Origin of the sequence: Halomonas sp. DQ26W, from assembly GCF_003339685.1 — a bacterium.
Classification (GTDB): Bacteria; Pseudomonadota; Gammaproteobacteria; order Pseudomonadales; family Halomonadaceae; genus Halomonas.
In genome coordinates, this window is the sequence record NZ_QPKI01000024.1 from 1 (window position 1) to 24,122 (window position 24,122).

The 24,122-nt window shown below is 62.4% G+C and carries 20 protein-coding genes and 3 pseudogenes; 6 read left to right on the top strand and 17 right to left on the bottom strand.

The window, feature by feature from the left end; translation table 11 throughout:
- Positions 1-603 precede the first annotated feature (603 nt).
- Together pssA and ilvC are read right to left on the bottom strand one after the other, a co-directional pair.
- Positions 604-1,482 (bottom strand): CDP-diacylglycerol--serine O-phosphatidyltransferase, encoded by an 879-nt coding sequence (gene pssA / locus DU490_RS12580; RefSeq protein ID WP_114574639.1) that lies wholly within the window; start codon positions 1,480-1,482, stop codon positions 604-606.
- Between the two features lie 149 nt (positions 1,483-1,631).
- Complete coding sequence (gene ilvC, locus DU490_RS12585; protein WP_114574640.1) at positions 1,632-2,648, bottom strand: ketol-acid reductoisomerase; 1,017 nt, start codon at positions 2,646-2,648, stop codon at positions 1,632-1,634.
- Positions 2,649-2,827: 179 nt separating this feature from the next.
- Between ilvC and ilvY the strand changes: the two genes are divergently transcribed.
- Complete coding sequence (ilvY, locus tag DU490_RS12590) at positions 2,828-3,715, top strand: HTH-type transcriptional activator IlvY (RefSeq protein WP_114574641.1); 888 nt, start codon at positions 2,828-2,830, stop codon at positions 3,713-3,715.
- Between the two features lie 51 nt (positions 3,716-3,766).
- Here ilvY and ilvN read toward each other — a convergent pair whose 3' ends face one another.
- From ilvN to rluD, 5 genes are all read right to left on the bottom strand, one after another.
- Positions 3,767-4,258 carry an acetolactate synthase small subunit gene (gene ilvN / locus DU490_RS12595; RefSeq protein WP_114574642.1) on the bottom strand — a complete coding sequence of 164 codons (492 nt, stop codon included), beginning with the start codon at positions 4,256-4,258 and terminating at the stop codon, positions 3,767-3,769.
- Positions 4,258-5,982, bottom strand: coding sequence for an acetolactate synthase 3 large subunit (locus tag DU490_RS12600; protein ID WP_114574643.1), 1,725 nt, complete (start codon positions 5,980-5,982; stop codon positions 4,258-4,260). The genes ilvN and DU490_RS12600 overlap by 1 nt, the downstream gene beginning before the upstream one ends.
- Positions 5,983-6,469: 487 nt before the next feature.
- Positions 6,470-9,052 carry an ATP-dependent chaperone ClpB gene (gene clpB, locus DU490_RS12605; RefSeq protein WP_114574644.1) on the bottom strand — a complete coding sequence of 861 codons (2,583 nt, stop codon included), beginning with the start codon at positions 9,050-9,052 and terminating at the stop codon, positions 6,470-6,472.
- 290 nt (positions 9,053-9,342) lie between these two features.
- A complete protein-coding gene (pgeF, locus tag DU490_RS12610; RefSeq protein ID WP_114574645.1) occupies positions 9,343-10,098 on the bottom strand; it encodes a peptidoglycan editing factor PgeF in 756 nt (251 codons plus the stop codon).
- Positions 10,095-11,054, bottom strand: a complete 960-nt coding sequence (gene rluD / locus DU490_RS12615; protein ID WP_114574646.1) for a 23S rRNA pseudouridine(1911/1915/1917) synthase RluD — start codon at positions 11,052-11,054, stop codon at positions 10,095-10,097. The genes pgeF and rluD overlap by 4 nt, the downstream gene beginning before the upstream one ends.
- Positions 11,055-11,174: 120 nt before the next feature.
- Here rluD and DU490_RS12620 point away from each other — a divergent pair, with 120 nt between their 5' ends.
- Positions 11,175-11,996 (top strand): outer membrane protein assembly factor BamD, encoded by an 822-nt coding sequence (locus DU490_RS12620; RefSeq protein WP_114574647.1) that lies wholly within the window; start codon positions 11,175-11,177, stop codon positions 11,994-11,996.
- Positions 11,997-12,042: 46 nt separating this feature from the next.
- On the opposite strand, the gene DU490_RS12625 is transcribed toward DU490_RS12620, so the two are convergent.
- Positions 12,043-13,674: an NAD+ synthase gene (locus tag DU490_RS12625; protein WP_114574648.1), complete on the bottom strand. Its 1,632-nt coding sequence runs from the start codon at positions 13,672-13,674 to the stop codon at positions 12,043-12,045.
- A 103-nt stretch (positions 13,675-13,777) separates the two neighbouring features.
- Here DU490_RS12625 and DU490_RS12630 point away from each other — a divergent pair, with 103 nt between their 5' ends.
- Positions 13,778-14,041 carry a PP0621 family protein gene (locus DU490_RS12630; RefSeq protein ID WP_114574649.1) on the top strand — a complete coding sequence of 88 codons (264 nt, stop codon included), beginning with the start codon at positions 13,778-13,780 and terminating at the stop codon, positions 14,039-14,041.
- A gap of 132 nt (positions 14,042-14,173) precedes the next feature.
- The gene (locus DU490_RS12635; protein WP_114574650.1) at positions 14,174-14,722 is read left to right on the top strand and encodes a GspH/FimT family pseudopilin; all 549 of its coding nucleotides are present in this window, start codon (positions 14,174-14,176) and stop codon (positions 14,720-14,722) included.
- 14 nt (positions 14,723-14,736) lie between these two features.
- Here the strand turns inward: DU490_RS12635 and DU490_RS12640 are convergent, their stop codons facing one another.
- The 9 genes and pseudogenes from DU490_RS12640 to DU490_RS12675 form a co-directional block, all read right to left on the bottom strand.
- Positions 14,737-14,916, bottom strand: a complete 180-nt coding sequence (locus DU490_RS12640) for a PLD nuclease N-terminal domain-containing protein (RefSeq protein ID WP_114574651.1) — start codon at positions 14,914-14,916, stop codon at positions 14,737-14,739.
- Positions 14,917-15,023: 107 nt separating this feature from the next.
- Positions 15,024-15,876, bottom strand: a pseudogene (locus DU490_RS12645) (helicase C-terminal domain-containing protein); the annotation flags it as partial.
- Positions 15,877-16,007: 131 nt separating this feature from the next.
- Positions 16,008-16,514 (bottom strand): annotated as a pseudogene (locus DU490_RS12650) (VRR-NUC domain-containing protein); the annotation flags it as partial.
- Between the two features lie 80 nt (positions 16,515-16,594).
- Positions 16,595-16,831 (bottom strand): annotated as a pseudogene (locus DU490_RS17655) (VRR-NUC domain-containing protein); the annotation flags it as partial.
- Positions 16,832-16,874: 43 nt separating this feature from the next.
- Positions 16,875-17,915, bottom strand: coding sequence for a nitronate monooxygenase family protein (locus DU490_RS12655; RefSeq protein WP_114574653.1), 1,041 nt, complete (start codon positions 17,913-17,915; stop codon positions 16,875-16,877).
- Entirely contained in the window at positions 17,912-18,904 is a 993-nt protein-coding gene (locus DU490_RS12660; RefSeq protein ID WP_114574654.1) for a YihY/virulence factor BrkB family protein, read from the bottom strand. The genes DU490_RS12655 and DU490_RS12660 overlap by 4 nt, the downstream gene beginning before the upstream one ends.
- A gap of 7 nt (positions 18,905-18,911) precedes the next feature.
- Complete coding sequence (locus DU490_RS12665; protein WP_114574655.1) at positions 18,912-19,439, bottom strand: TIGR02281 family clan AA aspartic protease; 528 nt, start codon at positions 19,437-19,439, stop codon at positions 18,912-18,914.
- Positions 19,440-19,656: 217 nt separating this feature from the next.
- The gene (locus DU490_RS12670) at positions 19,657-20,412 is read right to left on the bottom strand and encodes a sulfite exporter TauE/SafE family protein (RefSeq protein ID WP_258801654.1); all 756 of its coding nucleotides are present in this window, start codon (positions 20,410-20,412) and stop codon (positions 19,657-19,659) included.
- Positions 20,413-21,714, bottom strand: coding sequence for an MFS transporter (locus tag DU490_RS12675; protein WP_114574656.1), 1,302 nt, complete (start codon positions 21,712-21,714; stop codon positions 20,413-20,415).
- Positions 21,715-22,079: 365 nt separating this feature from the next.
- On the opposite strand from DU490_RS12675, the gene DU490_RS12680 reads away from it, so the two are divergent.
- Both DU490_RS12680 and DU490_RS12685 read left to right on the top strand, forming a co-directional pair.
- Positions 22,080-22,805 carry an ABC transporter substrate-binding protein gene (locus tag DU490_RS12680; RefSeq protein WP_114574657.1) on the top strand — a complete coding sequence of 242 codons (726 nt, stop codon included), beginning with the start codon at positions 22,080-22,082 and terminating at the stop codon, positions 22,803-22,805.
- Complete coding sequence (locus DU490_RS12685; protein WP_114574658.1) at positions 22,802-24,073, top strand: GGDEF domain-containing protein; 1,272 nt, start codon at positions 22,802-22,804, stop codon at positions 24,071-24,073. The genes DU490_RS12680 and DU490_RS12685 overlap by 4 nt, the downstream gene beginning before the upstream one ends.
- Positions 24,074-24,122 lie beyond the last annotated feature (49 nt).

The following is a 24,122-nucleotide window of genomic DNA, read 5'->3' on the forward strand; positions in this document are numbered from 1 at the left end:
ATGGTGTGACTTCTCACCACCTCATCGACAAGCGCCCACATGAATTACCTGATCGATTGTTAAAGAGCGGCTCCCGTTCTCTTCAAACCACATCGTGAAGAGCGGAGCGTCTCGCTTGCTGTCGTGGCGGCTAACGCTGTTAGCGGCCTCGCCAGCGCCCTGCGAGGAAGGCGCATTCTACTGAAGTGGCTGAGTTTGTCAACTCCCTTCGCACCCTGCCGAAGCCGTTCTGGTGTCGAAGCGCCGCGCTTGCCGGCTGCCTTCAGTGTGACGTGCATTCTACCGTCTCCGGCGCTTCTGTCAATCGCGAATCGCTCTAGCCGATTCGAAAAAAACCAAACAGAAACAAGCACCTTCTTCACTTCCACCGCCGGTAACGTTTGCCCGTTGCCGGCAGCGGATGCGTACTTTACGTTTTTCCTTTGCCCCCTGCAAGAGCCCTTGTAAAAAAGTTTCAGGACGATGACGGGGCCATGACGGAATGATGGGCAGCCAGGCTATCCACAGGCGGCCTGGGACAAGTGGCTGTGGATGGATTACTCAGGCCAGAGACAACAACACCCGCACATGGCGGGCGTTGCGGCACCAGGCTGAAACCGCAGTTCAGCCAGAGGTGGGCGGCGGCTTCATCTTGCGCATGATCGCCTGAGTCGGTCCGGACGCCACATAGGCACCAAACAGTAGAAGCAGCATCACTGAGGGCTCCACTGAGATCACCACGAAACCCAGCACGATGGCCAGCAGCACCACGAAGGGAACCGGACCCTTGAGGTCAACCTCTTTGAAGCTGTAGTAGCGGATATTACTGACCATCAGCACGCCGGCGGCAGCCACCACCAACAGCATCAGAAGCTTGAACCCGAGGGCATCGGCATCGAAGCTGTGAAAGGTCCAGACGCTTGCCGCCACGAAGGCGGCAGCCGATGGGCTCGGTAGACCGATGAACCACTTCTTGTCGACACTACCCACCTGCACGTTGAAGCGCGCCAGACGCAAGGCAGCACAGGCTACGTAGAGGAAGGCCACCACCCAACCGGTCTTGCCGATGTCCTGCAGAATCCAGGTAAAGGCCACCAGTGCCGGCGCCACGCCGAAGGAGACCATGTCGGAAAGGCTGTCGTATTCGGCACCAAAAGCACTCTGAGTGTTGGTCATGCGAGCGACACGCCCGTCCAGACCGTCGAGCACCATGGCGATGAAGATGGCCACCGCCGCGGCGGTGAAGTCTCCATTGATGCCAGCCACCACGGAGAAGAAACCGGCAAACAGCGCCGATGTGGTGAACAGGTTGGGCAACAGGTAGATGCCTCTGCGCCTGACCTTCTTGCCATCCTCGATGGACTCCTCGATAACCTCCGTTTCGCGAACGAAAGCGGCGGCCAGATCTTCCTCGGCGGGCGGGAGTCGTTCGTGCTCGGTCGGGCCGGATTCGGGACACTCATTACGAGGGCCTTGCTCGGTATTGCGGGGATCCTGACTCATTCGTCTCATCCATTGCCAGAATGGGGTCGCCCGAAGGCAATACCTTCATTCTACACGCTGTCACCGAAGCGCAAAGCTCGGCGGCTACCTTCGGATACGCCAAGGGCGCGGAAGTCCGCGCCCTTGGCGTCATACCGACGAGCCGAGGCTCAGTTCCTGGACTTGTCGACCAGCTGGTTGGCGGCAATCCACGGCATCATGCCGCGCAGCTTGGCGCCGACCTGCTCAATGTCGTGCTCCGCATTCAGGCGACGACGAGCAGTCATCGAAGGGTAGTTGCTATTGCCCTCGTTGATGAACATCTTGGCGTACTCACCGGTCTGGATACGCTTGAGCGCGTTACGCATCGCCGCACGTGACTGCTCGTTGATGATTTCGGGGCCGGTCACGTACTCGCCATATTCCGCGTTGTTGGAGATGGAGTAGTTCATGTTGGCGATGCCGCCCTCGTACATCAGGTCGACGATCAGCTTGAGCTCGTGCAGACACTCGAAGTAGGCCATTTCCGGAGCGTAGCCAGCCTCGGTGAGGGTCTCGAAACCGGCCTTGACCAGCTCGACCGCACCACCACAGAGCACCGCCTGCTCACCAAACAGATCGGTTTCGGTCTCGTCCTTGAAGGTGGTCTCGATGATGCCGCTGCGACCACCGCCGACGCCAGCAGCATAGGAGAGCGCAAGCTCCTTGGCGGTACCGGAGGCATCCTGGTGGATAGCGATCAGGTCGGGAATGCCGCCACCCTTGACGAACTCGGAACGCACCGTATGGCCCGGCGCCTTGGGCGCGATCATGATCACGTCCAGATCCTTGCGCGGCTCGATCTGATTGTAGTGGATATTGAAGCCATGGGCGAAGGCCAGGGTGGCACCCTGCTTCAGGTTCGGCTCCACCTCGTTCTCGTAGATAGCCTTCTGATTCTCGTCCGGCGCCAGGAGCATCACCACGTCAGCACTCTTGCACGCTTCCGGCACGCCAGAAACCTTGAGGCCGGCAGCCTCGGCCTTGGCGGCAGAAGAGGAACCCGGGCGCAGGGCCACGGTGACGTCGACACCCGATTCCTTCAAGTTGTTGGCGTGAGCGTGGCCCTGAGAACCATAGCCGACGATGGTCACCTTCTTGCCTTGAATGAGGGAGAGATCGCAGTCCTTGTCATAATAAACGCGCATGGTGTGCTCCTGAATTGGTATACCGAGGGTTTGAGGGTGTCAGCGTTGATGGCCGCCCGCGCCGTCTGTCGCGGCACCGGGGCTCTAACCATCCGATGTCGCCACATTACGTCAGTGCCGACATTGCGTAAAACGCTATATTTGCAATACGTCATGCCGGAATATGAAATAATCATGTCATGGACATGCGACCCCTCAAGCACTTTCTCGCCCTGGCCGATACGTTGCACTTCGGTCGTGCCAGCGAGCTTTGCCACGTCAGCCCTTCCACGCTCTCTCGCACCATTCGCCAACTGGAGCAGAACCTGGAAGTACCGCTATTCGAGCGCGACAACCGTCACGTGGCCCTGACCCCCCAAGGCCTGATCTTCCAGGACTATGCCAAGGATGCCCTGGCGCAGTGGGAATTGCTGCGTCACACGCTGAGCAGGGACGCCGACGAACTCGCCGGCGAGATCAGCATCTACTGCTCGGTAACTGCCAGCTACAGCTTCCTCTACGACCTGCTCAGTGATTTTCGTCTGCGCCATCCGCGAATCGAGCTCAAGCTGCATACCGGCGATCCCGCCGAATCCATGGCGCGGGTGCTAGACGGCGAAGAGGACATGGCGATTACACCGCGCCCCCGGAGCGTGCCCGGCCCACTTGCCTTCAAGTCCCTGACTCGCTCACCGCTGGTCTTCATCGCCCCCGCTGTGCAGGCCGGCTGGATACCGGGCACACCCGAATCCCCCTCCGACACGCAGTGGCAGAACGTGCCGATGATCCTCTCCGAAGCGGGGCTGTCACGGGAGTACAGCGATACCTGGTTCAAGGCCTTGGGCATCACTCCGCGGATATATGCCCAGGTCGCCGGCCACGAAGCCATCGTCAGCATGGTCGGTCTGGGCTTCGGGGTCGGCGTTGTACCCAAGATCGTGCTCGACAACAGCCCACTCGTCGAGCGGGTCAGGGTGCTGCCGGTCAAGCCGGAGTTGCCCCACTACGACGTCGGGCTATGCGTGCTCAATCGCCGCCTGAAGAGCCCGCTGATCCAGGCACTGTGGGACGAGGTAGTGGAGCGCTGAGACGAAAAAGCCGCCCCGAAGGGCGGCTTGGAAGGCATCAAGCGGCACGAATCAGAGGCTGAGGACTTTATCCCCGCGGGCAATACCGGATACCCCCGTCCGCGCCACTTCGAGAATGCCCACCGGCGCCATGGCCTGGAGGAAGGCATCCAGCTTGCCGGCGTCGCCGGTGATCTGCACGGTGTAGAGGCTCGGCGTCACGTCGACAATTTGCGCGCGGAAGATATCCACTGTGCGCTTGACCTCGTCGCGGGCCGCTCCCAAGGCCTTGACCTTCACCAGCATCAACTCGCGCTCAATGTGGTTGCCCTCGGTGAGGTCGACCAGTTTGATCACGTCAATCAGCTTGTTGAGATGCTTGGTGATCTGCTCGATGACCCGGTCGTCGCCCACGGTGGTCACGGTCAGCCGTGAGAGCGACGGGTCCTCGGTAGGCGCCACGTTCAGCGTCTCGATGTTGAAGTTGCGCTGCGAGAACAGCCCCACCACACGAGACAGAGCGCCCGGTTCGTTTTCCATCAGAATCGAGATGATATGACGCATCAGGTCCGCTCCGTCTTGGAAAGCAGCATGTCACGCATGGAGCCCAGGGGCACCTGCATCGGATAAACGTGCTCGCGCGGGTCGACGATGACGTCGAGGAACACCAGCTCATGGTTGTCGGCGAAGGTGCGCTCGAGCGCCGGGCCGAGCTCCTCCTTCGTTTCCACCCGTAGCGCGGTGAAGCCATATGCCTCGATCAATTTGCTGAAGTCGGGCAGCGACTCCATGTAGGAGTGCGCATGACGCGACTTGTAGTTGAGGTCCTGCCACTGGCGCACCATGCCCAGCGAGGCGTTGTTCAGGTTGACGATCTTTACGCCACCGCCGAACTGCTTACAGGTCGACAGCTCCTGCATCATCATCTGGAAGCTGCCTTCGCCGGTGACGCAGATCACCTGTTCGTCCGGGAAGTTCTGCTTGATACCCATGGCCGCCGGGAAGCCGAAGCCCATGGTGCCGAGCCCACCGGAGGTAATGAAACGATTGGGCTTGTCGAACTTGTAGTACTGGGCCGCAAACATCTGATGCTGCCCCACGTCGGTGGTCACGTACGCCTCGCCACGCGTGACCTCGCAGAGCGCCTCGATCACCTCCTGCGGCTTGAGCGCCTCACCCGACTGAGAGGGTTCGTAGAGCTTGCCCGCCCGCTCCTCGCGCCAGCCCTCGATCTTCTGCCACCACTCGCCCAGTGCTTCGGGATGCTCGATCTCCTTGCCCTGCAGCAGGCTGATCATCTCGTTGATCACGCTACCCGCCGGCCCGACGATGGGCACGTCCGCTCGCACGGTCTTGGAGACCGAGCTGGGGTCGATGTCCACGTGCACGATCTTGGCCGTGGGACAGAACTTGGAGGTGTTGTTGGTGACCCGGTCGTCGAAGCGCGCCCCGATGGCGATGATCAGGTCGGCATGGTGCATGGCCATGTTCGACTCATAGGAGCCGTGCATGCCCAGCCAGCCCAGGCACTGACGATCGCTCTGCGGGTAGGAGCCGATGCCCATCAGCGTGGTGGTGATGGGGTAGCCCAGCCGCTTGACCAGGTCGGTGAGCCCCTCGCTGGCCCGGCCGGTGACCACACCGCCGCCGGTGTAGAACATCGGCCGCTTAGCCTTGAGCATCAGCTCGACGGCCTTCTTGATCTGGCCGGTGTGGCCGCGCGCTACCGGATTGTACGAGCGCATCTTGATCTTTTTGGGATAAACGTACTCGTAGCGTTCGGTAGGCGCGGTCATGTCCTTGGGTATGTCCACCACCACCGGGCCAGGCCGGCCGGTAGAAGCGAGGTAATAGGCCTTTTTGAGCACTTCCGGTATCTCGGACGGGTGCTTGATCGTAAAGCTGTGCTTCACGATGGGCCGCGTCACGCCGATGATATCGGTCTCCTGGAAGGCGTCTTCACCAATCAGGTGGCTCGCCACCTGTCCACACAGCACCACCATGGGTATCGAGTCCATGTAGGCGGTGGCGATACCGGTCACGGCATTGGTGGCGCCGGGGCCGGAGGTCACCAGCACCGTGCCCGGCTTGCCCGACGCCCGGGCATAGCCGTCAGCGGCGTGGGTCGCCGCCTGTTCGTGGCGCACCAGAATGTGCTTGACCTTGTCCTGGCGGAACAGCGCATCGTAGATGTGCAGCGCCGCGCCACCGGGATAGCCGTAAATGTATTCGACGCCCTCATCCTGCAGGAATCGGGCGATCATGTCTGCGCCGGAAAGCAGTTCCACTGATGTATCTCCCCTGGAGGTCTCGAGTGCGATCCGCACCCTTCTCGGGCACGGGTTCGAGTGCGACGGTATGTCGCTGCCGGATATGCCGGCACCTGATGCCAAACCCTGGCAAGTGGCCCTGTTGGGGCCTGCACTCTCATCACGACTGATCGCCGCGTCGGGGCGTTGGCCAGGACGGGCGGTTGGCCCGGTCCCGGTAGTCCTTCGGCGAGTAGAGGCAACATGGCCTACCCGTCACGCGGTAATGGGGGATTGCCCGCAAGCTCCGCGCCCGCAAATCAGGAACCGTCAAGATTCCAATAGCACCGCAGCGGTGTCAACCGCCAAGCGGCTTTTGCTAGCCAAGATCAGGAATTTTTGCAAGATTTCGAATAAAAAAACCCGCCAGCGAAGGGCGGGCAAGGGGGTTACAGGACGCAACCTCCATTTAGTGTAGACAGTTGCCAACCGCATGGCTGGCCAAGTGCGTAACACCTTGTTCCAATCAAGTGCTGAACGCCAACTTGCCGTTGTCGACGGCAACTCGGATTATGTCGCCGGGCCGGAACCGCCCCGCCAGCAGGTCCTGGGCCAGCGGGTTCTCGATGCGACTCTGGATCGCTCGCTTGAGCGGACGAGCGCCAAACACCGGATCGAAGCCCACCACGGCCAGTTGAGCCAAGGCCTCGTCACTAACCTCAAGCCCGAGTTGGTGCTCGGCGAGTCGCACACGCAGACGATCGAGCTGGATCCCGGCAATGGCTTGAATCTGCTCCTGGCCAAGGGCGTGGAAGACTACCACCTCGTCGATGCGATTGATCAGCTCCGGCCGGAAGTGGTCGCCCACCACTGCCATCACCATCTCCTTCATCTGCTCGTAGTCCGTGTCGTCGCCGCCCATCCGCTGGATGATGTCCGACCCCATATTGGAGGTCATCACAATCACAGTATTTCGGAAGTCCACAGTGCGACCCTGGCCATCGGTTAGGCGGCCGTCCTCCAACACCTGCAGCAAAATGTTGAAGACATCCGCATGGGCCTTCTCCACCTCGTCGAGCAACAGCACCGAGTAGGGTCGACGGCGAACCGCCTCAGTGAGGTAGCCCCCTTCCTCGTAACCGACGTAACCGGGAGGCGCACCAATCAGCCGAGCAACGGAGTGCTTCTCCATGAACTCCGACATGTCGATGCGCACCATGGACTCCTCGGTATCGAAGAGGAAGTTGGCCAGCGCCTTGCACAGCTCGGTCTTGCCCACCCCGGTTGGGCCAAGAAACAGAAACGAGCCGTTGGGCCGATTGGGATCGGCTAGCCCCGCACGAGAACGGCGCACGGCGTTGGCCACGGCTGTGACCGCCTCGTGCTGGCCGATCACCCGCTCATGGAGTGATTCCTCCATGCGCAGCAGCTTGTCGCGCTCGCCCTCGAGCATCTTGGCGACCGGTATCCCGGTCCAGCGCGATACCACCTCGGCGATCTCCTCTTCGGTGACGTTGGAGCGCAACAGCTGATGTTTCGAAGTATCGGCCTCGCCCTCGCCACTCTCGGCGATTTTCTTCTCCAGCGCCGGAATCACCCCGTACTGGATCTCTGACATCCGCGCCAAGTCTCCCTGCCGGCGCGCCTGCTCCAGGTCGATACGCACCTTGTCCAGCTCATCCTTGAACTGGGCCGCGCCCTGGATGCTGGCCTTCTCGGCCTTCCATATCTCGTCGAGGTCGGCGTACTCGCGCTCGAGCTCGTCGATCTGAGCCTGCAGGGTCTCCAGGCGCTTGCGTGAGGCCTCGTCAGTCTCCTTCTTGAGGTGCTCACGCTCCATCTTGAGCTGGATCAGCCGGCGGTCTAGGCGATCCATCTGCTCGGGCTTGGAGTCCAACTCCATACGAATGCGCGACGACGCCTCGTCGATCAGGTCGATGGCCTTGTCAGGCAGCTGACGGTCGGTGATATAGCGATTCGAGAGCTTGGCCGCAGCGATGATCGCACCATCAGTGATATCGACACCATGGTGCACCTCGTAGCGCTCCTTGAGGCCGCGCAAGATCGCCACGGTATCCTCCTCGGATGGCTCTTCCACCAGTACCTTCTGGAAGCGGCGCTCGAGCGCAGCGTCCTTTTCGATATACTGGCGGTACTCGTTCAGAGTGGTAGCACCGACGCAGTGCAGCTCGCCCCGGGCGAGAGCCGGCTTGAGCATGTTGCCGGCATCCATGGCACCCTCGGCCTTGCCGGCGCCGACCATGGTGTGCAGCTCGTCGATGAAGAGGATGACCCGGCCCTCTTCCTGGGACAGCTCCTTGAGCACTGACTTGAGTCGCTCCTCGAACTCACCGCGAAACTTGGCGCCCGCCAGCAACGAACCCATGTCCAGTGACAGCACGCGCTTGTTCTTGAGTCCTTCCGGTACCTCGCCGTCGACGATGCGCTGGGCCAGGCCCTCGACGATGGCGGTCTTGCCCACGCCGGGCTCGCCGATCAGCACCGGGTTGTTCTTGGTGCGACGCTGCAATACCTGAATGGTGCGACGAATCTCATCATCGCGGCCGATCACCGGGTCGAGCTTGCCATTGGCAGCCCGCTCGGTGAGGTCCAGAGTGTACTTTTCCAGCGCCTCACGCTGCTCCTCGGCATTGGGGTCGTCGACACGTTCGCCACCCCTGAGGCTGTCGATGGCTGTCTCCAGCGACTTGCGCGTCACGCCGGCCTGAGCCAAAAGCTTGCTCACGCCATGGCGCATTTCCAGCGCCGCCAACAGCACCAGTTCGCTGGCGATGTATTGATCGCCCCGCTTCTGCGCCTCGCGGTCGGTGAGGTTGAACAGCTTGATCAGGTCTCGGGAAGGCTGAACCTCCCCCTCGAACTGGCCGACCTGGGGCAGGTCGTCGAGATAGCCCACAAGGCCGTCGCGTAGCCGGGCGGGGTCGCCATCGGCTCGCTGTATCAGCGCCTTGACACCGGTGTCGCTGGCATCGAGCAGCGCCAGCAGCAGGTGGCCGGGATCGAGCTGGTTGTGTCCACGTCCCACGGCCAATGATTGTGCATCGGCCACGGCGTTCTGAAGTTTGCCGGTGAACTTGTCGAATCGCATTCGATCACTCCTCCATCGGGGTGGCGGCGCTGCTTGGACGCGCCGCTTGGCCCTGTCATATCGCGTTTGACAGTATCAATGGAGTCAGCGTGGCCGGCTTTCAAGTCGCCCGCCAGGGAAAGGATGTTCAGGTTGACACAGGTCAGGCCATGCCCGGAAGAGCGGCGCAGGGGACAGGTTGTAGCGGAGGTCATTTGCCATGGATGGCAAATGTAGCGCCCATGGAAGGGTTTACAGCGCCTCCGCAAAGGCCTGGCGCCTGAAAGACGATCGTTAGTGACGGGATAAGCTCATCTTAGCCAAATCACGCTGGCCATCCGTCCCGTCCTGCCATCATCACGCCGATGGGAGTAGAAGCGCGATTCACAGGCGGTACAGAAGTGGCCGCCGCTGACATGGAACACGCCGAGCCGCTCCAGGCGCAGCCGGGCCAGCTTGTAGAGATCACCCATGAAATGTCCCAGGCGGTATGGGCTCGGATCGAAGGCAGCCTCAGCCTCGGGGTGGACCCCGGCGAAGGCCTGTCGCACCTCGGGGCCGACCTCGAACTGGGCATTGGAGATCGCCGGACCCAGCCAGGCCATGACCTCTTCCGGCGGCACACCCAGCGCCGCCACCGATGCTTCCAGCACGCCGCCAGCCAGCCCGCGCCAGCCAGCGTGGGCTACGCCCACCCGCGAGCCATGGCGGTCGCAGAAGAGCACCGGCAGGCAGTCGGCGGTAAGCACCGCACAGGCGTAGCTTTGATCGAAGGCTACCGCGGCGTCGGCGTCGGGCAGCGCCTCGGAGTAGCTAGACTGGACTCGGGCACCGTGGACCTGGTTCAGCCACAGCAGCGGCCTGTCACTGTCGAGCTCATCCGCCAGCAGGCGTCGGCAGAGCGCCACATGATTGGGGTTGTCGCCCACCTTGTGGCCCGGGTTGAAGCAGGCGAAGTCTCCCTGGCTGGGGCCAGACTCCCGGGTGGTAACGAAGGCACCGACACTCGCGGGGGCCGGCCAATCCGGCTCGATGAGGGTCGGGTGGAGATGGGGAGCATCGCTCATAGCATCGCCTCACGGTCGTCGCGGAGATAGTCGATCAGCATCAGCAGATCATTGGGCAAGGCGGCGCGAAACTCGACCCGCTCACCGCTACCGGGATGGTCGAAAGCCAGCTTGCGGGCATGCAGCGCCTGTCGGGGAAACCCTCGTAGCAGCTCCTTGAGCCCGTCACTGGCTCCCGGCGGCAGCTTGAGGCGGCCGCCATAGACCGGATCACCGATCAAAGGGAAACGCTGATGGGCCAAGTGGACGCGAATTTGATGGGTGCGCCCGGTTTCAAGCCGGCAGCGCACATGCGTATGGCCTCGAAACCGTTCCACTACCCGGTAGTGCGTCACTGCGGGCTTGCCATTGACATTAACCGCCTGGCGCTTGCGATCCTTGGGGTGGCGACCAATCGGCGCATCCACGGTGCCCCCGGCCGTCATCACCCCCACCGACACAGCATCGTACTCACGCGAGACCGTTCGCGTCTGCAACTGGTCGACCAGTGCAGTCTGGGCGGTCAATGTCTTGGCGACCACCATCAGTCCGGTGGTGTCCTTGTCCAGGCGATGCACGATGCCCGCCCGGGGGACCATGGCGAGCGCCGGGCAGTGATAGAGCAGAGCATTGAGTAGCGTACCGTCGGGATTGCCCACCGCCGGGTGAACTACCAGCCCTGCCGGCTTATCGATGACAAGCACCTCATCGTCCTCATGGACCACGTCGAGAGGAATCTCTTCGGCCTCGAAGCGCGTGTCGTCCTCGAGTTCGGCGACGAGTCGCAGCCACTCGCCGCCGGCAACCCTGTCCTTGGGTTTGCCGGCCAGACCATCGACCGTCAGGGCACCTTTCTTGATCCAGCCCTTGAGCCGTTCACGGGAATGGTCGGCAAAGAGCTCGGCGGCAGCCTGGTCCAGGCGGACTCCGGCAAGGGAAACGGGCACTCGTTGCTGGGCTTCCAGAATCTGGGGCATATAGGGGCTATCGCTGAGCAGGCACCGGAGGACTGCGTTTTCACGCAAGGTGCTTTATAGTGGACGTGTTACGGCCAATCCTACCATGGCCGACACGGGATGTTAGACACGAGGATCAGGATGCGCGTTTCCACCATCGCTACACGCCTTGTCGCCCTGCTGCTGGCCACCGCCCTGGCCACCGGTTGCGCCGGCAGGTCAGGCACGAACGATCAGGACGAGTTCGCCGGGGTCGCCGAACAAGAGCTCTACGAAGAGGCCCGGGAAGCCCTGGATCGGGGGCGCCACACCACGGCAATCTCTCGTCTCGAGGCCCTCGATACCCGCTACCCCTTCGGCCGCCATGCCGAACAGGCGCAGCTTGAGCTGATCTACGCCTACTACGAGACGAACGACTGGGAGGCCACCCGCGCCGCAGCCAGCCGCTTCATTCGGCTGCATCCCACCCACCCCCAGGCGGACTACGCGCTCTACATGCGCGGGCTCTCCTCCTGGCAGGCCGGCCGCTTCAGCCTTGAGCGTCTACGCTTGATCGACATTTCCAAGCGCGATCTCGGTGCCTCGCGAGATGCCTACACCGACTTCCGCGAACTGGTCAGCCGCTATCCTGACAGCGCGTACGCGCCGGATGCCGAGCAACGCATCGTCTATCTGCGTAACCTGCTGGCACGGCACGAACTTCATGTCGCTGACTTCTACCTACGCAAGGGTGCCTATCTGGCAGCCGTCGAGCGCGGCCGCTGGGTGGTAGAGAACTACCCCGAGGCCGAAGCTACCCGTGATGCACTAGCGGTGATGGTGGAAGGCTACCTTGGCCTCGACATGCGCGATCGCGCCCGCGAGGTGCTGCAGGTGCTGATCGAGAACGATCCCGACAATGAACGCCTGCACGGCCGCACCTTCCGACCGCAGCACGTCAGCGCCGATTCGCTTTCGGTCTAGGAGTCTGCATAAAAAAACCGCGATGGTCTTATCGCGGTTTTTTGGCCTATTCCCCCGGCTGCCAGCCGTTGACGATGGGGTAGCGGCGGTCGCGTCCGAACCCCCGCGGCGTCACCCGAACCCCTATCGGCGCCTGGCGCCGCTTGTACTCGCAGCGATCGACCAGCTTTACCACTCGGTAGACGTCGTCATGATCGTAACCGACCTCGATGATCGCTTCCGCGCTCATGTCACCCTCGATGTAGCGCATCAGGATGGCATCGAGCACGTCATATTCGGGCAGCGAGTCGCTATCCTTCTGGTCCGGCGCCAGTTCAGCGGAAGGGGCACGCTCGATGACCCGCTCGGGTATCGCCGGCGATTGGGTGTTGCGCCAGCGGGCCAGACGATAGACCCAAGTCTTGTAAACATCCTTGATGGCATTGAAGCCACCCACCATATCGCCGTAGAGCGTGGCATAGCCCACTGCCATCTCACTCTTGTTGCCGGTGGTCAGTACCATCAAGCCCTTCTTGTTGGAGATCGCCATCAAAAGCACGCCGCGACAGCGCGACTGCAGGTTCTCCTCGGTAGTATCCCGTTGGGTACCGGCAAATGTATCAGCCAGGGTTTCGGTGAAAGCGTCGACCATGGGCTCGATTGGAAGGAGCTGATAATCGACGCCCAGCAACCGGGCCTGCGCGGCGGCGTCCTCGCGTGAGATGTCGGCGGTATAGCGGTAGGGCATCATCACCGCATGCACCCGCTGCGGGCCCAGCGCATCGACAGCAATGGCCAACGACAGACCGGAATCGATGCCACCGGAGAGCCCCATCACCACACCATCGAAGCCGCTCTTGTTGACGTAGTCGCGCAGGCCGCTGACCAGGGCACAGTAGAGGCTCTCCTCCGGCTCCTCCGGAGGCTCGATCTCCCCCTCCTGCGGCACCCAGCCACCACCCTCCTGCACGAACTGGATCGGCATCAGGCCCGCCTGCCAATAGGGAGCCTGCACGCGCAAGGTGCCGCTGCCGTCCACGCAGGCCGAGCCGCCGTCGAACACCAGCTCGTCCTGTCCGCCGATGGTGTTGACGTAGACTACCGGCAAGGCTACCTCGGCGGCACGCTGCTCGAGCAGGCGCAGGCGCTCGGCCGGCTTGTCCTGGTGGTAGGGCGATGCATTGAGGGCAATCAAGATCTCGGCACCATCATCGCGGGCCGCTCGCACCGGGGCGCCATCCCACAGGTCCTCGCAGATCAGCAGGCCAAGCTTCGCCCCCTTGTGCTCGATCACCAGGCTATGCTCGCCGGTGGCGAAATAGCGATGCTCGTCGAACACCTGATAGCTGGGCAGTACCTGCTTGGCATATTCGCCTAGCCATTCACCGTTATAGAGCAGCCCAGCCATGTTGTAAGCACTTCCCTCCCGACGACCTGGGTAACCGATGATTACCATCACGTCACGGGCCACCTTGGCAGCCATACGGGAACGCGCTTCGCGCAAACGAGTCTCCATGGAAGGCCGCAGCAGCAGATCCTCCGGCGGATAGCCGCTGAGGAAGAGCTCGGGGAACACCACGATATCGGCACCATGCTCGATACGTGCCTCGCGGACGGCCTCGATGGCACGATCAGCGTTGCCGGGAATATCCCCCACCAACGGATCCAGCTGAGCCATTACCAACGTCAAGTCTTGCATGGGCGTAGAAATCTCTTGAGAATCCAGTGTGCTCACATTGTCCCGCAAGGACGGCCGGCTGGCAAAGCCGCTAGCCCCCCCCTCACCAGGGAGCCAGATAAGGATGAACCTTTTGCTCATACGCCTGATCATCTTCGCCGTGCTGTTCTTCGCCGGCCTCAAGCTTTACCGAATGTACCGCGAGTGGAAGCTCAACCAGGAGGAACTGCTGGAAGATGACACACGCCAGGACGGTGGCCAGATGGTTCGCTGCCGCTGGTGTCAGGTCCACGTGCCTGAAACAGAGGCCCTGCGTGACCAGGGCGAATGGTTCTGTTCGAGTGCCCATCGCGACCGCTATCTGCAGGAGCAGAAGCCCGAGGAGTAACCGCCGCCCTTCGCATACAACCAGTGCGGCAGAATGCCTACATTGGCTGTCGGAAAACGCTTACGGAACGTTCGCCAGTCCCGGCTAGAGTGAAAAGACCCATGTAACAACGACTTTCACCGGGAGAGCACCATGCGAACGGACTCGTCAATCAGCGCCGCATCACACGGCGGCCCCCCTTCTCTGGCCAGACAGCGCGGCCTCACCCTGGCCGAACTGCTGGTCGCCATTGCCGTGATGGCCCTGCTGTTCGGCTGGGCTATTCCCTCCTTCCAGGCACTCAGCGCTCGTCATGAGGTGTCGGCCGAGATACTGCGACTCAAGACCGCACTGGCTCTGGCCCGTAATACGGCCATCGCCCGCCGCACCACCGTGACCGTCTGCCCCAGCCACGACGGCATAGGCTGCAACAACGACGACTGGACAGCGCCGCTGATGGTGATACAGGGCCGTGCCGAGGGGGGCAATATCGGCAGCGACGAGGTGCTTCGTATTCTCGATGACAGCCGTGTCGCGTCGGTCAGCTACCGTCAGGACAATCGACCGGTGCGCTACGGCGCCCTGGGGCGACCGGCCGGGCACAACGGCACCTTCCATATATGCGGCCGACACGACGCCGGTGCCAGGGTCATCGTCAGCAACTTCGGGCGCGTGCGAGTGGACGACACACCGACGTGTTGAGGCCGCCAGATAGACTAGCCCTTGGGCCCCATTAACAGCCACACGATCAACCCCACCAGCGGGAACAGCAACAGGGCAAGAATCCATAGCACCTTGGCCAGCGGGCCGGCCGGACTCTTCGCCACCTTGACGATGGCCCAGACCAAGATGATCAGCCAGATAAGGCCAAGTAAACCGCCTACTTCGATTCCCATCGGACATCTCCTTGTCGATTGAGTAGCAACGCATCCTCTAGTAGGAGTAGCACGCCCCAGTAACCGTCACAAACCAAAGCCGTAGCAAAATGTCAGCCTGTGTAACTCTAGCGCTCCAGCAACCGCCACCAGGGCGGCAGCAAGCTACGTACACGGCGATGATCAAAGCGGTCGTCGGTCAATACCAGCGTACCACGGTCCTCGGGCCCCCGGATGACACGCCCGGCCGCCTGTACCACCTTGATCAGGCCGGGGATACGGTAGGCATAATCGTCGCCGCAGCCGAAGCGGCGTTCCAGCCTAGCCTTGAGGGCCTCGTTGAAGGGGTCGAACGGAGGCAGCCCCAGGGTAGCGATCAAGGCACCGATCAGACGATCGCCAGGAAGGTCGATGCCTTCGGCGAAGGCGCCGCCCAACACTGCAAAGCCGATGCCCAGCCCACCCGGCTGGAAGCGCGCCAGGAAGGCGTCGCGGTCGGCTTCCTGCATCCTCCGGGTCTGGGCCCAGACAAGTATCTCGACATGGGTTTCGCATAAACGCGCGAGCGCCATCTCGAGATAAGCGAAGCTGCTGAAGAAGGCTAGGTAGTGGCCGGGCCGTCTCTGGTACTGCCCTGCCAGTTCGGCGACGATCGGCTCTACGGAGGCCGCCCGGTCTCGCAGCCGCGTCGAGATGCCACCCTGGATGCGCACCTCCAACTGGTCGCTGGTGAAGGGCGAGGATACCGACTGCCAGGCGCTCCTGCAGTTCGGGGTCGCTGCCGACCGGATGCTCGCCCAGGTAATCGGTGATGGCGGCGGCCAGTAACTGCAGGGCTCCCACCAGCTTGTCGGGAAGTCCATCGAGGATGCGGTAGGCCGGCCGCCCCGGCTCCCCTTGCGATGCCGGCCCCGCATCGCGAACCAGCGACTGCCACTGACGCACCACTCGACCCAGGGGTCTAGCCAGGGCCTGAGGCGCCGCCATGACATGGCCGGCGATGCCCTCCTTGGCGATGGGTGACGGGGTAAAGCGATGGTCGAGATCGCCTTCACGGGCGGTGAAGTCGCACAGCGCGCGTACCGCCACGGGATACTGTTCGTTCTCCGCGGTCATGGGCCGAACGCCTCGTCCTGCCAGGTCACGTGGCACACCACGGCGGGGATGCCGTGCGCCCGGCTGCAGGTCAGCCAGCGTCGCTGGTTGTCCTGCAGCCGGGCGCCGGGGCCCTTCACCTCGATCAACCGATAGGTGGGTGAGCCAACATCGGTTTCGGGCAGGAACTGGATCAGGTCGGGGAGGCCCGCCCGGTTGGCTCGGGGGTCGAGCAGCAGTCGCTCGAAGCAGGCGCGCAGGTGAGCGGCGGGAATACACGCCAAGGCCTGCAGGAGCAGCGGCTCATTGAGCGCCTCCCAGTGCACGAACGGCGATGCCAGACCCCGCTTGCACTGCCAGGTCTCGAGAATGGTCTTGCGGTAGCGTCCGTCATCCAGTTGGGCCAGGCAGGCCTCGAACCACTCGCCACGGCGCGCCACGAAGTCGGCTCGATTGAGGTCCGCCGGGCCATTGTGAAAGGGGTGAAAGAAAGCACCAGGCAGCGGAGCGAAGATCGCCGGCCAGCCCCAGCCGATAAAGCAGCCTCGACCAAGCCGGCATCAACCAGCGAATCGAGCGCCACCGCGGGGGCGCCGATCTCGACATAGACGAGCTTCGTGGAACGGAAGTGTTCGCCCTTGCGCATGACCATGCGAACCAGCAGCGCCTGCGAAGACCGAGACAACACATCGAAGTCGGCGATGAAGCGCCGCTCGTCATCATCCAGGAGATCGTCGTGGCGCTCGCGCACCCAGCCGAGAACGAAATGAAAGTTCGCTAAGTAGTAGAACGGATCATCGAGAGAGGCCGTGACCGGCGCGACAGGCAGAATACTGTTCATTCATCCATGATATCAGCCCCACCACCACAGCGTCATTGCAGCCTCAGGAAATCTCGCTGGCCAATTCCCGCAACAGCGCGGTGGCAGGCACTTCGCGGCAGCCGCTGGTGTTCTGGCCGGCCCACAGCGGCGAGAAGTCACCGCTTCCCAGCGCCTCGGCGGCACTACGCAACGGGCCGATGGCCGCTGTAGCCAACGGAAAGGCCGGTGCCAATGCGCTGATCGGACCAAGCTCGCGCATCAGGCGGGTGACGATACCTCGCGCCGGCCGGCCACTGTAGAGGTTGGTCAGTGCCGTATGACGCGCGGCCTCACTCTGCAGTGCCCGCCGATGCAGCATCGACGTGGTCGCTTCGGGACAGCAAAGGAAGGCAGTACCGACCTGCACCGCATCCGCCCCCAGGGCGAGCGCCGCCGCCACACCACGTGCGTCGGCGATACCCCCCGCGGCGATCACCGGCACCGTGACGGCTGCCCTCACCTGGGGCAGCAGCGCCAGGGTGCCTACCTGGGTGGTGAGATCCTCGGTGAGAAACATGCCTCGATGGCCGCCTGCCTCGAGCCCCTGAACGATCACCGCATCGGCACCATTCGCCTCTAGCCACATGGCCTCCTCAACCGTGGTGGCCGAAGAGAGCACGGTCGCCCCCCAGGCCTTCACACGCTCGAGCAGAGTCGGCGATGGCAAGCCAAAGTGAAAGCTCACCACCTCGGGGCGTAACGTCTCCAGCACATCGCAGACCTCGGCGTCGAAAGGCCGCCTGCCGAGGCCGGCCGGCACGCTGTCGATGTCGAGACCCAACTCCGCATAGTAGGGCGCCAGCGCCTGATGCCAACGTGCGTCGCAGGCGGAATCGGACTCTGGTGGCAGGTGACAGAAGAAATTGACGTTGATCGGTCGTGTGGTCTTCGCTCGAATCCTGTCGAGCTCGTCGCTCATGGCCTCGGGGCTCAGCATGGCGCAGGGCAGCGCCCCGAGGCCGCCGCCCTCGGCCACCGCGATGGCAAGGGACGAGCCCTGCACGCCAGCCATGGGTGCCTGAAGGATGGGAAGGTCGATGCCGAGTCGCTGGGCCAGGCTCATGATTCATCTCCATGGTGGGTTTGCTGGATCTGCCGCCAGGGCCGTTTGGGACCCAGCGTGTCGGCGGCATGAGCGCCGCGCTCGCCCATGGGTCGGGGCTCACCGGTGGTAGTGTCCTTGCGGGTCTGTCGCTCCATTTCAGCGTTGATCTCGGCACCCAGCAATACGACAAAGGCGGAGAGCCAGAACCAGAGCATCATTACCACGACGGTACCCAGCGAACCGTACAGCTCGGCCATGTCGGCCACCCGGCTGACATAGAGCGAGAGGCCGCCGGAGCCCAGCAGCCACAGCAGCGTCGCGGTGACGGTGCCGACACTGACCCACTCCCAGCGCGGCTTACTGCGGTATGGGCCAAAGCGATATAGTACAGCAATGACCAGCATCATAAACAGCAGGAGTACCGGCCAGCGCAGCCAACCGATGATCCTGACCGCCGTGCTGTCCAGGCCCAGCATGCCGATCAACAGGGGAAAGAACGCCACGAAGATGGTGGCGGCCAGGGAGATCAGGATCAGCCCCAGGGTAAGAATGGCAACGACCAGGAAACGCTGGAAAAATGGCCGCCGCTCATCCTCGCCATAGACGGCATTGAGCCCTACCATCAAGCCACGTACGCCCTTGGAGGCCACGAACAGCGCTATCAACAGGCTGATGAAGGCGGTCAGGCTGAGCCCGGCATCCGTGCTGTCGCTGACCTCTCGGGCCTGTTCATTGATCAGGCTCGCTCCACCCGGCGGCATGAAACGGCTTATTTCGCCGATCTGGCTGACTATCTCATGGGGATCCAAGACCAGCGCCCATAGGGAAATGACGGCGGCCAGGGCGGGGAAAAGTGACAACAAAGCGTAGAAGGCAATGCCAGCAGCCAGCAAATTGACACGGTCGTCGGCAAGCTCCTGCTTGACCCGCCAGATGACATCCAGCCAGCCTGGCCCCGGTATCTGCTTGGGCTTTTCGGCGCGACGGCCTCGCGGTTGGTCGTTCATGAACGCCTCAGGGTTGCTGGGCCGGGCGCAGGATCATCCGGGCATCGCGGATCTGGATATCGAAGCGATTGAGAAAGCTCATGCCCAACAGGGCCACCTCACCGTCCAGGCCTGGACTGATGGAGCCTCGCACCTGATCCGCTGTGAACCCTCCCAGACTGACCTCATCAAGCGTCGTCAGATCCCCGCGCACACGGCCGTTGGCAGTATTGAACCAGGCCGAACCCGTGCGCTTCAAGCCGAGTCGCTCGGCCATATCCGCGGGCACAGCGACATAGGTAGCACCGGTATCGAGCAGGAATTCCACCGGCTCTCCGTTGATGCGCCCGGTGGCCATGAAATGACCCGAACGGTTGCGCTCGAGAACAACCTGATCGCTCTCCCCGGTCACCGCATTTACCAGGTGAGCATTGGGGTTACGTTGCTGCTCGAGAAAGCCGTGGAACCACCAGCCACCGGCACCGATGAACAGAACCCAGAACAGCAGCATCATACCCAGTCCGGTCCATCGGGCCGACCCGTCACCACGGCTCATAGCACGTCTCCCTTGGCCCATTGTCGGAGCCAACCCTTGGGCGTTGACACCTCTGTGCCTGCTGCCTGTACTGTAAATCGCCTACCGCCGGGCCATGAAGTGCCCTAGATGCGCAGACAACTATCGCGCGAACGACTACAACAAGGATAGTCCCATGCATGACAGCATTGAGTATTCGACCCTCGCCTCGGCAAAGCATTCCCTCGCCCGGCAACGCCTAGCCGGTCAGCGCACGCAGCAGCAGGTAGCCACCCATGACCAGCAGGCCGGTGAGGAAGACATGCCGGAAAGCGGCCTCCGACAACCGATGTCGCAGTCGCTGACCTAGCTGCATACCAAGAATGGCCGGTATCACCGCACCCAGCGACAGTAGCGCCAGTTCCACGCTGAGCAGGTGCTGCTCCCACATGGAAAATCCCAGCGCCGCTGTCGTGACCACGAACAACACGCCCATGGCCTGGATCAACATATCCCGCGGCAGGCCGAGGGACTGCAGATAGGCTACGCCAGGAAAGACCGACGAGCCAGTCATGCCGGTGATCAGCCCGGTCAGCGCGCCATTGACCGGCGCCGCATGTCGGCCACGGCTGACCAACTTGCCGAGGCCGAGGTTGAACAGCCCCGAAAGCGCATAGAAGGCGATCAACACGCCCAGCAGGCCGGAGAGCCACCGCACGTCGACCCTGGCCAAGACGCCTACGCCCAGCCATACGGTAACCACCGAGGCCACCAAAAAGGGCCACAGTCGCCGCAGGATCTGCTGCAGATAGCCGCCCACCAATGCCTGCCAGACGTTGGTGACAATGGTGGGTGCCAGCAGCAGGGCCATGGCCGATGGCAACCCTACCGTTGCGGTGAGCAGTGCCAAGGACACCGTGGGCATGCCCATGCCGATAACGCCCTTGACGGTGCCGGCCACCAGGAAGACCAGGGCCACCGAGGCCAGCAGCAGCGGGTCGATCAACAGCGACATCTAGCCTGCCTTTTCCTGGACCGGATTACGCACCTCCCAGTCGCGGGCCGCCTGCTGGCCGCGCGCCTGATTGACCGCAAGGCAGATCAGGATCGCGGTGATGAACAGCGCGGCACAAAGCAGAATGGAGGCCTGCAGACCAACTACCGACTGCAGAAGTCCAAGGCCGATGATACCCATGACGCCGGCAAACTTGTTGGCCAGCCCCCAGAAGCCGAAAAATTCTGCCGCCTTGCGAGTGGGCGAGAAGAGACCCACCAAGGCGCGACTGGCCGACTGGCTCGATCCAAGGCTCAGCCCGGCCAGGCAGCCCACCACCAGAAAGAGGTGCTGTGCCTCCCACTCGAGCCCCAGGCTTGCATTGAGGAAGGCGGTGACTTCCGGCGTGGCCCAGATGGCGAAGATCGCCGCCACCCACAGTGTCAGGGTAAACAGATAGGTGAGCTTGGTACCGATGCGATCCTGAATGAAGCCAAAGCCCAGCGCCCCCGCCGCCGCGGTGATCTGGACGATGATGAACATTATGTTGCGGGTCGCCTCATCCCAGCCGATCACCTGGGCGCCGTAAATGAAAGCGAAGGCGATGATGATATAGACCCCCGCCATGGAGAACAGCAGCGAGACCAGGAAAAGGCCCAGATCGCGGAAATGCCTGAGCTCATGCAGGGTCCTCGCAACCCGTTCCCAGGCGATCTGATGGTAGGCCTTGCCCGGTGGCTGCGGCGTACCACGCTCCTTGACCCAGAGAAAGGTGGGAATGGCCGTCACCAGAAAAAAGCCCGCCGCAAAGGGTCCCACCCAGCGGATACGCTCGAAGTTGTCTGCGGTGGCTTCGCCCAGTACCAGCAGGGTGAAGCCGGCGGCGAACAACCCGCCTACATAACCCAGCGCCCAGCCGAAGCCGGATATCTTGCCCATGTCCTCCGGCGGCCCCAGGTCGGGAAGGAAGGCTGCGATGAAGGACTCGCCCATGGAGTAGGCGTAGTTGGAGACCACGATCAGCAAGAGGCCCAGCACCACATAGCCGGGCTGCACGAAGTAGAGCATCGCCGTTGCGGCAACCGTTGCCAAGTAGCTGACGAACAGAAAACGCTTCTTGGCAGCATGGTAATCCATGACCGCACCGCACAGCGGACCCGTGATCACTACCAAGAGGTAGCTCACGGCCAGGGCGAGGCTCCACAGCAGGTTGGCCAGCCGAAAGCCGTCTTCACGGTCGCCGACGATCACCGTAGTGAATAGCTCGCCGAAGACCACGGTAATGATCAGCAGGGTAAAGGCCTGGTTGGCGAAGTCGAACATCGCCCATCCGAAGAGCTCCTTTTTCGACGCCCGCTGCCGTGGCGTGTCTCCGACAGCCGCTGGTACCGCGCTCATAGTGATTATTCCTTGCCGTGGACGGGGCTTCGGCTCATAGCCTATCAGCTTATGATGCATCGGTTGCATTCATGACACGCCTGGCGCTTGGCCCCCGTCAAGCAGAGCATTCTTGGCTGAGCCAGTTCCCCCTGGGCAATGTGCTGATGCCATCGCCAAGACCGCCAGCCACAGGCCGGCAGGCTCTACAGAGCCAAGCTTGCGTTAACGGCCTAAGGTGACTTTCCGGGAGGCATCGGCTAGGTTGTTGTCGCACAATATCCCTTAAAACAGGAGGCATCCACAGGCGCATGAAAAAATGGCTATTGTTTGCGGTCTGCCTGCTGCTGCCTGCTCCGGCGTTTGCCAACCTGCCGGTTCTCACCTTCATTACCGAAGAGTATCCGCCATATAACTACCTGACGGATGACGGCGACATTGACGGCGAGTCGACCCGGCTGCTGAGGGCCGCCCTGGAAAAGTCAGGGCTTTCAGCCAGGTTCAGGCTGCTCCCCTGGGCGCGCGCCTTTGCCGAAGCCCAACTGAGGGACAACCACTGCGTCTACTCAACGGCACGCACTCCCGAGCGCGAGTCCCACTTCACCTGGATCGGCCCGCTCGGGGCCAATGAATGGGCAGCCTATAGCCTTGCCGATTCCGCGACGCAGGCTGGCTCGCTGGACGAACTGGAATCACTGCAAGTGGGGAGCTTTCGCGAGGATGCGGCGGGTCAGTTCGTTGAACGCCAAGGAATCTCCATCGTCAAGGCCTCCGCCGAGCGTGAGAATATCGCACGGCTGAAGGCCGGCCTAATCGATGTATGGGTTTCCAATGTGGAAACCGCGACATACCTCGCCAGCGAAGCGGAAGTCGAGCTTCGCCAGCTGTTCATCTTCCATGCTGCCCAGCTCTATCTTGCCTGCCACCCGTCGGTGCCCGAGAACTACGCGACCCGCCTCCAGTCTGCCATCGATAGGCTACACACCGCCGAGAGCGTCACGCTCGAGTCGAGCGGTGAAACGGACGTAGCACAATGACAGCCAGCACACCCATCCGGCAACGACGTCCCCGCCGAAGCAGTCTGACCGCCAAGCAGGCCGTATTGACGCTCTGTATCGCGCTGCTGCTCAGCATCATTGCCGGAGCCTTTGAACTCGCCCTGGACGCCCGCAAGATGCGGCATGAAGTCCAGAACCAGACGCAGCACCGGCTGGATCTGGTACACGGCACCGCCGCAGAAGCCGCCTTTCAACTCAATCCGGAACTAGCAACACAGGTGGTGGAGGGGCTGTTCAGCGGTGGCAGGGTGGCCCATGTCGTCATCCGAGACGACTTCGGTCGCAGCATGGCCCTGCGCGAAAGGAACGTGCCGCCTGATAGCAACTGGCTGGCCCATGCGCTTTTCGGCGACATCCTTCATTATCAAGAAATGCTGGTGTACGACCTGGGAGCTGCCTCGCCGACCCAATCGGTCGGTGATATCGAAATGACGCTGGCCATCGACAGCCTGGCCCGCGACTTCATGGATCGAAGCCTGCTGATCTTCTCACTGGGTGTTTTCAAGGCGCTGGCCATCGCCGCTCTGCTGGTGGTCGTCTTCCACGCCTTCATTACCCGGCCACTGCTGAAGGTCCACGCGGCCATCATCGATACCAACCCGAGCCAGCCTGGGCGATGGCGCAAGCCCGACCTGTCACATCATGTCGATGATGAGCTGGGGCATCTGGTCGAGAGTCTCGACGAACTGCTGCATGCCTTCCAGCGCGGGCTTGACCAGCGCGATCAGCTGCATCAGATCTCCACCATCGATGGCCTTACCGGCATCGCCAATCGGCGCCAATTCGATAGCTTCCTGACCGACTCCTGGCAGCGGGCCCGGCGCTCCGGCAAGCCCCTTTCCGTGATCTTCATTGATATCGACCGCTTCAAGGATTTTAACGATCACTACGGCCATGTCGCTGGCGACGACACCCTGCGCGCGATCGCCGGTGCCCTGGCCGGGGTAGTCACACGATCCACCGACCTGGTGGCGCGCTATGGGGGAGAAGAGTTCGTCTGTGTCCTGCCTGATACCGATCTTGCGGGCGCCCGCAAGGTCGCCCACCTCATTCGGAATGCAATTCGCGCCCTGGCGATTTCCCATGCTTACTCGGACCACGCCGATAAGGTCACCGCCAGCCTGGGTGTCGCCAGCGCCGTTCCCGCCAGTAGCGCGCTCACCTGCGAACAGCTGATCGAACAGGCGGACAGCCAGCTCTACCGGGCCAAGCAACAGGGCCGCAACCGGGTGGCGTGGGAGGTTTGAGCGTCGCAGCGCGCTTGTAGGAAGCCAGCTTGTATCTCATGCTCAAGCG

What these genes read in the sequence shown, in the direction of transcription:
- pssA (WP_114574639.1), bottom strand. Translation starts at nt 1,482, where the DNA reads ATGAGTCAGGATCCCCGCAATACCGAGCAAGGCCCTCGTAATGAGTGT.
- ilvC (WP_114574640.1), bottom strand. Translation starts at nt 2,648, where the DNA reads ATGCGCGTTTATTATGACAAGGACTGCGATCTCTCCCTCATTCAAGGC.
- ilvY (WP_114574641.1), top strand. Translation starts at nt 2,828, where the DNA reads ATGGACATGCGACCCCTCAAGCACTTTCTCGCCCTGGCCGATACGTTG.
- ilvN (WP_114574642.1), bottom strand. Translation starts at nt 4,258, where the DNA reads ATGCGTCATATCATCTCGATTCTGATGGAAAACGAACCGGGCGCTCTG.
- clpB (WP_114574644.1), bottom strand. Translation starts at nt 9,052, where the DNA reads ATGCGATTCGACAAGTTCACCGGCAAACTTCAGAACGCCGTGGCCGAT.
- pgeF (WP_114574645.1), bottom strand. Translation starts at nt 10,098, where the DNA reads ATGAGCGATGCTCCCCATCTCCACCCGACCCTCATCGAGCCGGATTGG.
- rluD (WP_114574646.1), bottom strand. Translation starts at nt 11,054, where the DNA reads ATGCCCCAGATTCTGGAAGCCCAGCAACGAGTGCCCGTTTCCCTTGCC.
- DU490_RS12620 (WP_114574647.1), top strand. Translation starts at nt 11,175, where the DNA reads ATGCGCGTTTCCACCATCGCTACACGCCTTGTCGCCCTGCTGCTGGCC.
- DU490_RS12625 (WP_114574648.1), bottom strand. Translation starts at nt 13,674, where the DNA reads ATGCAAGACTTGACGTTGGTAATGGCTCAGCTGGATCCGTTGGTGGGG.
- DU490_RS12630 (WP_114574649.1), top strand. Translation starts at nt 13,778, where the DNA reads ATGAACCTTTTGCTCATACGCCTGATCATCTTCGCCGTGCTGTTCTTC.
- DU490_RS12635 (WP_114574650.1), top strand. Translation starts at nt 14,174, where the DNA reads ATGCGAACGGACTCGTCAATCAGCGCCGCATCACACGGCGGCCCCCCT.
- DU490_RS12640 (WP_114574651.1), bottom strand. Translation starts at nt 14,916, where the DNA reads ATGGGAATCGAAGTAGGCGGTTTACTTGGCCTTATCTGGCTGATCATC.
- DU490_RS12655 (WP_114574653.1), bottom strand. Translation starts at nt 17,915, where the DNA reads ATGAGCCTGGCCCAGCGACTCGGCATCGACCTTCCCATCCTTCAGGCA.
- DU490_RS12660 (WP_114574654.1), bottom strand. Translation starts at nt 18,904, where the DNA reads ATGAACGACCAACCGCGAGGCCGTCGCGCCGAAAAGCCCAAGCAGATA.
- DU490_RS12665 (WP_114574655.1), bottom strand. Translation starts at nt 19,439, where the DNA reads ATGAGCCGTGGTGACGGGTCGGCCCGATGGACCGGACTGGGTATGATG.
- DU490_RS12670 (WP_258801654.1), bottom strand. Translation starts at nt 20,412, where the DNA reads ATGTCGCTGTTGATCGACCCGCTGCTGCTGGCCTCGGTGGCCCTGGTC.
- DU490_RS12675 (WP_114574656.1), bottom strand. Translation starts at nt 21,714, where the DNA reads ATGTTCGACTTCGCCAACCAGGCCTTTACCCTGCTGATCATTACCGTG.
- DU490_RS12680 (WP_114574657.1), top strand. Translation starts at nt 22,080, where the DNA reads ATGAAAAAATGGCTATTGTTTGCGGTCTGCCTGCTGCTGCCTGCTCCG.
- DU490_RS12685 (WP_114574658.1), top strand. Translation starts at nt 22,802, where the DNA reads ATGACAGCCAGCACACCCATCCGGCAACGACGTCCCCGCCGAAGCAGT.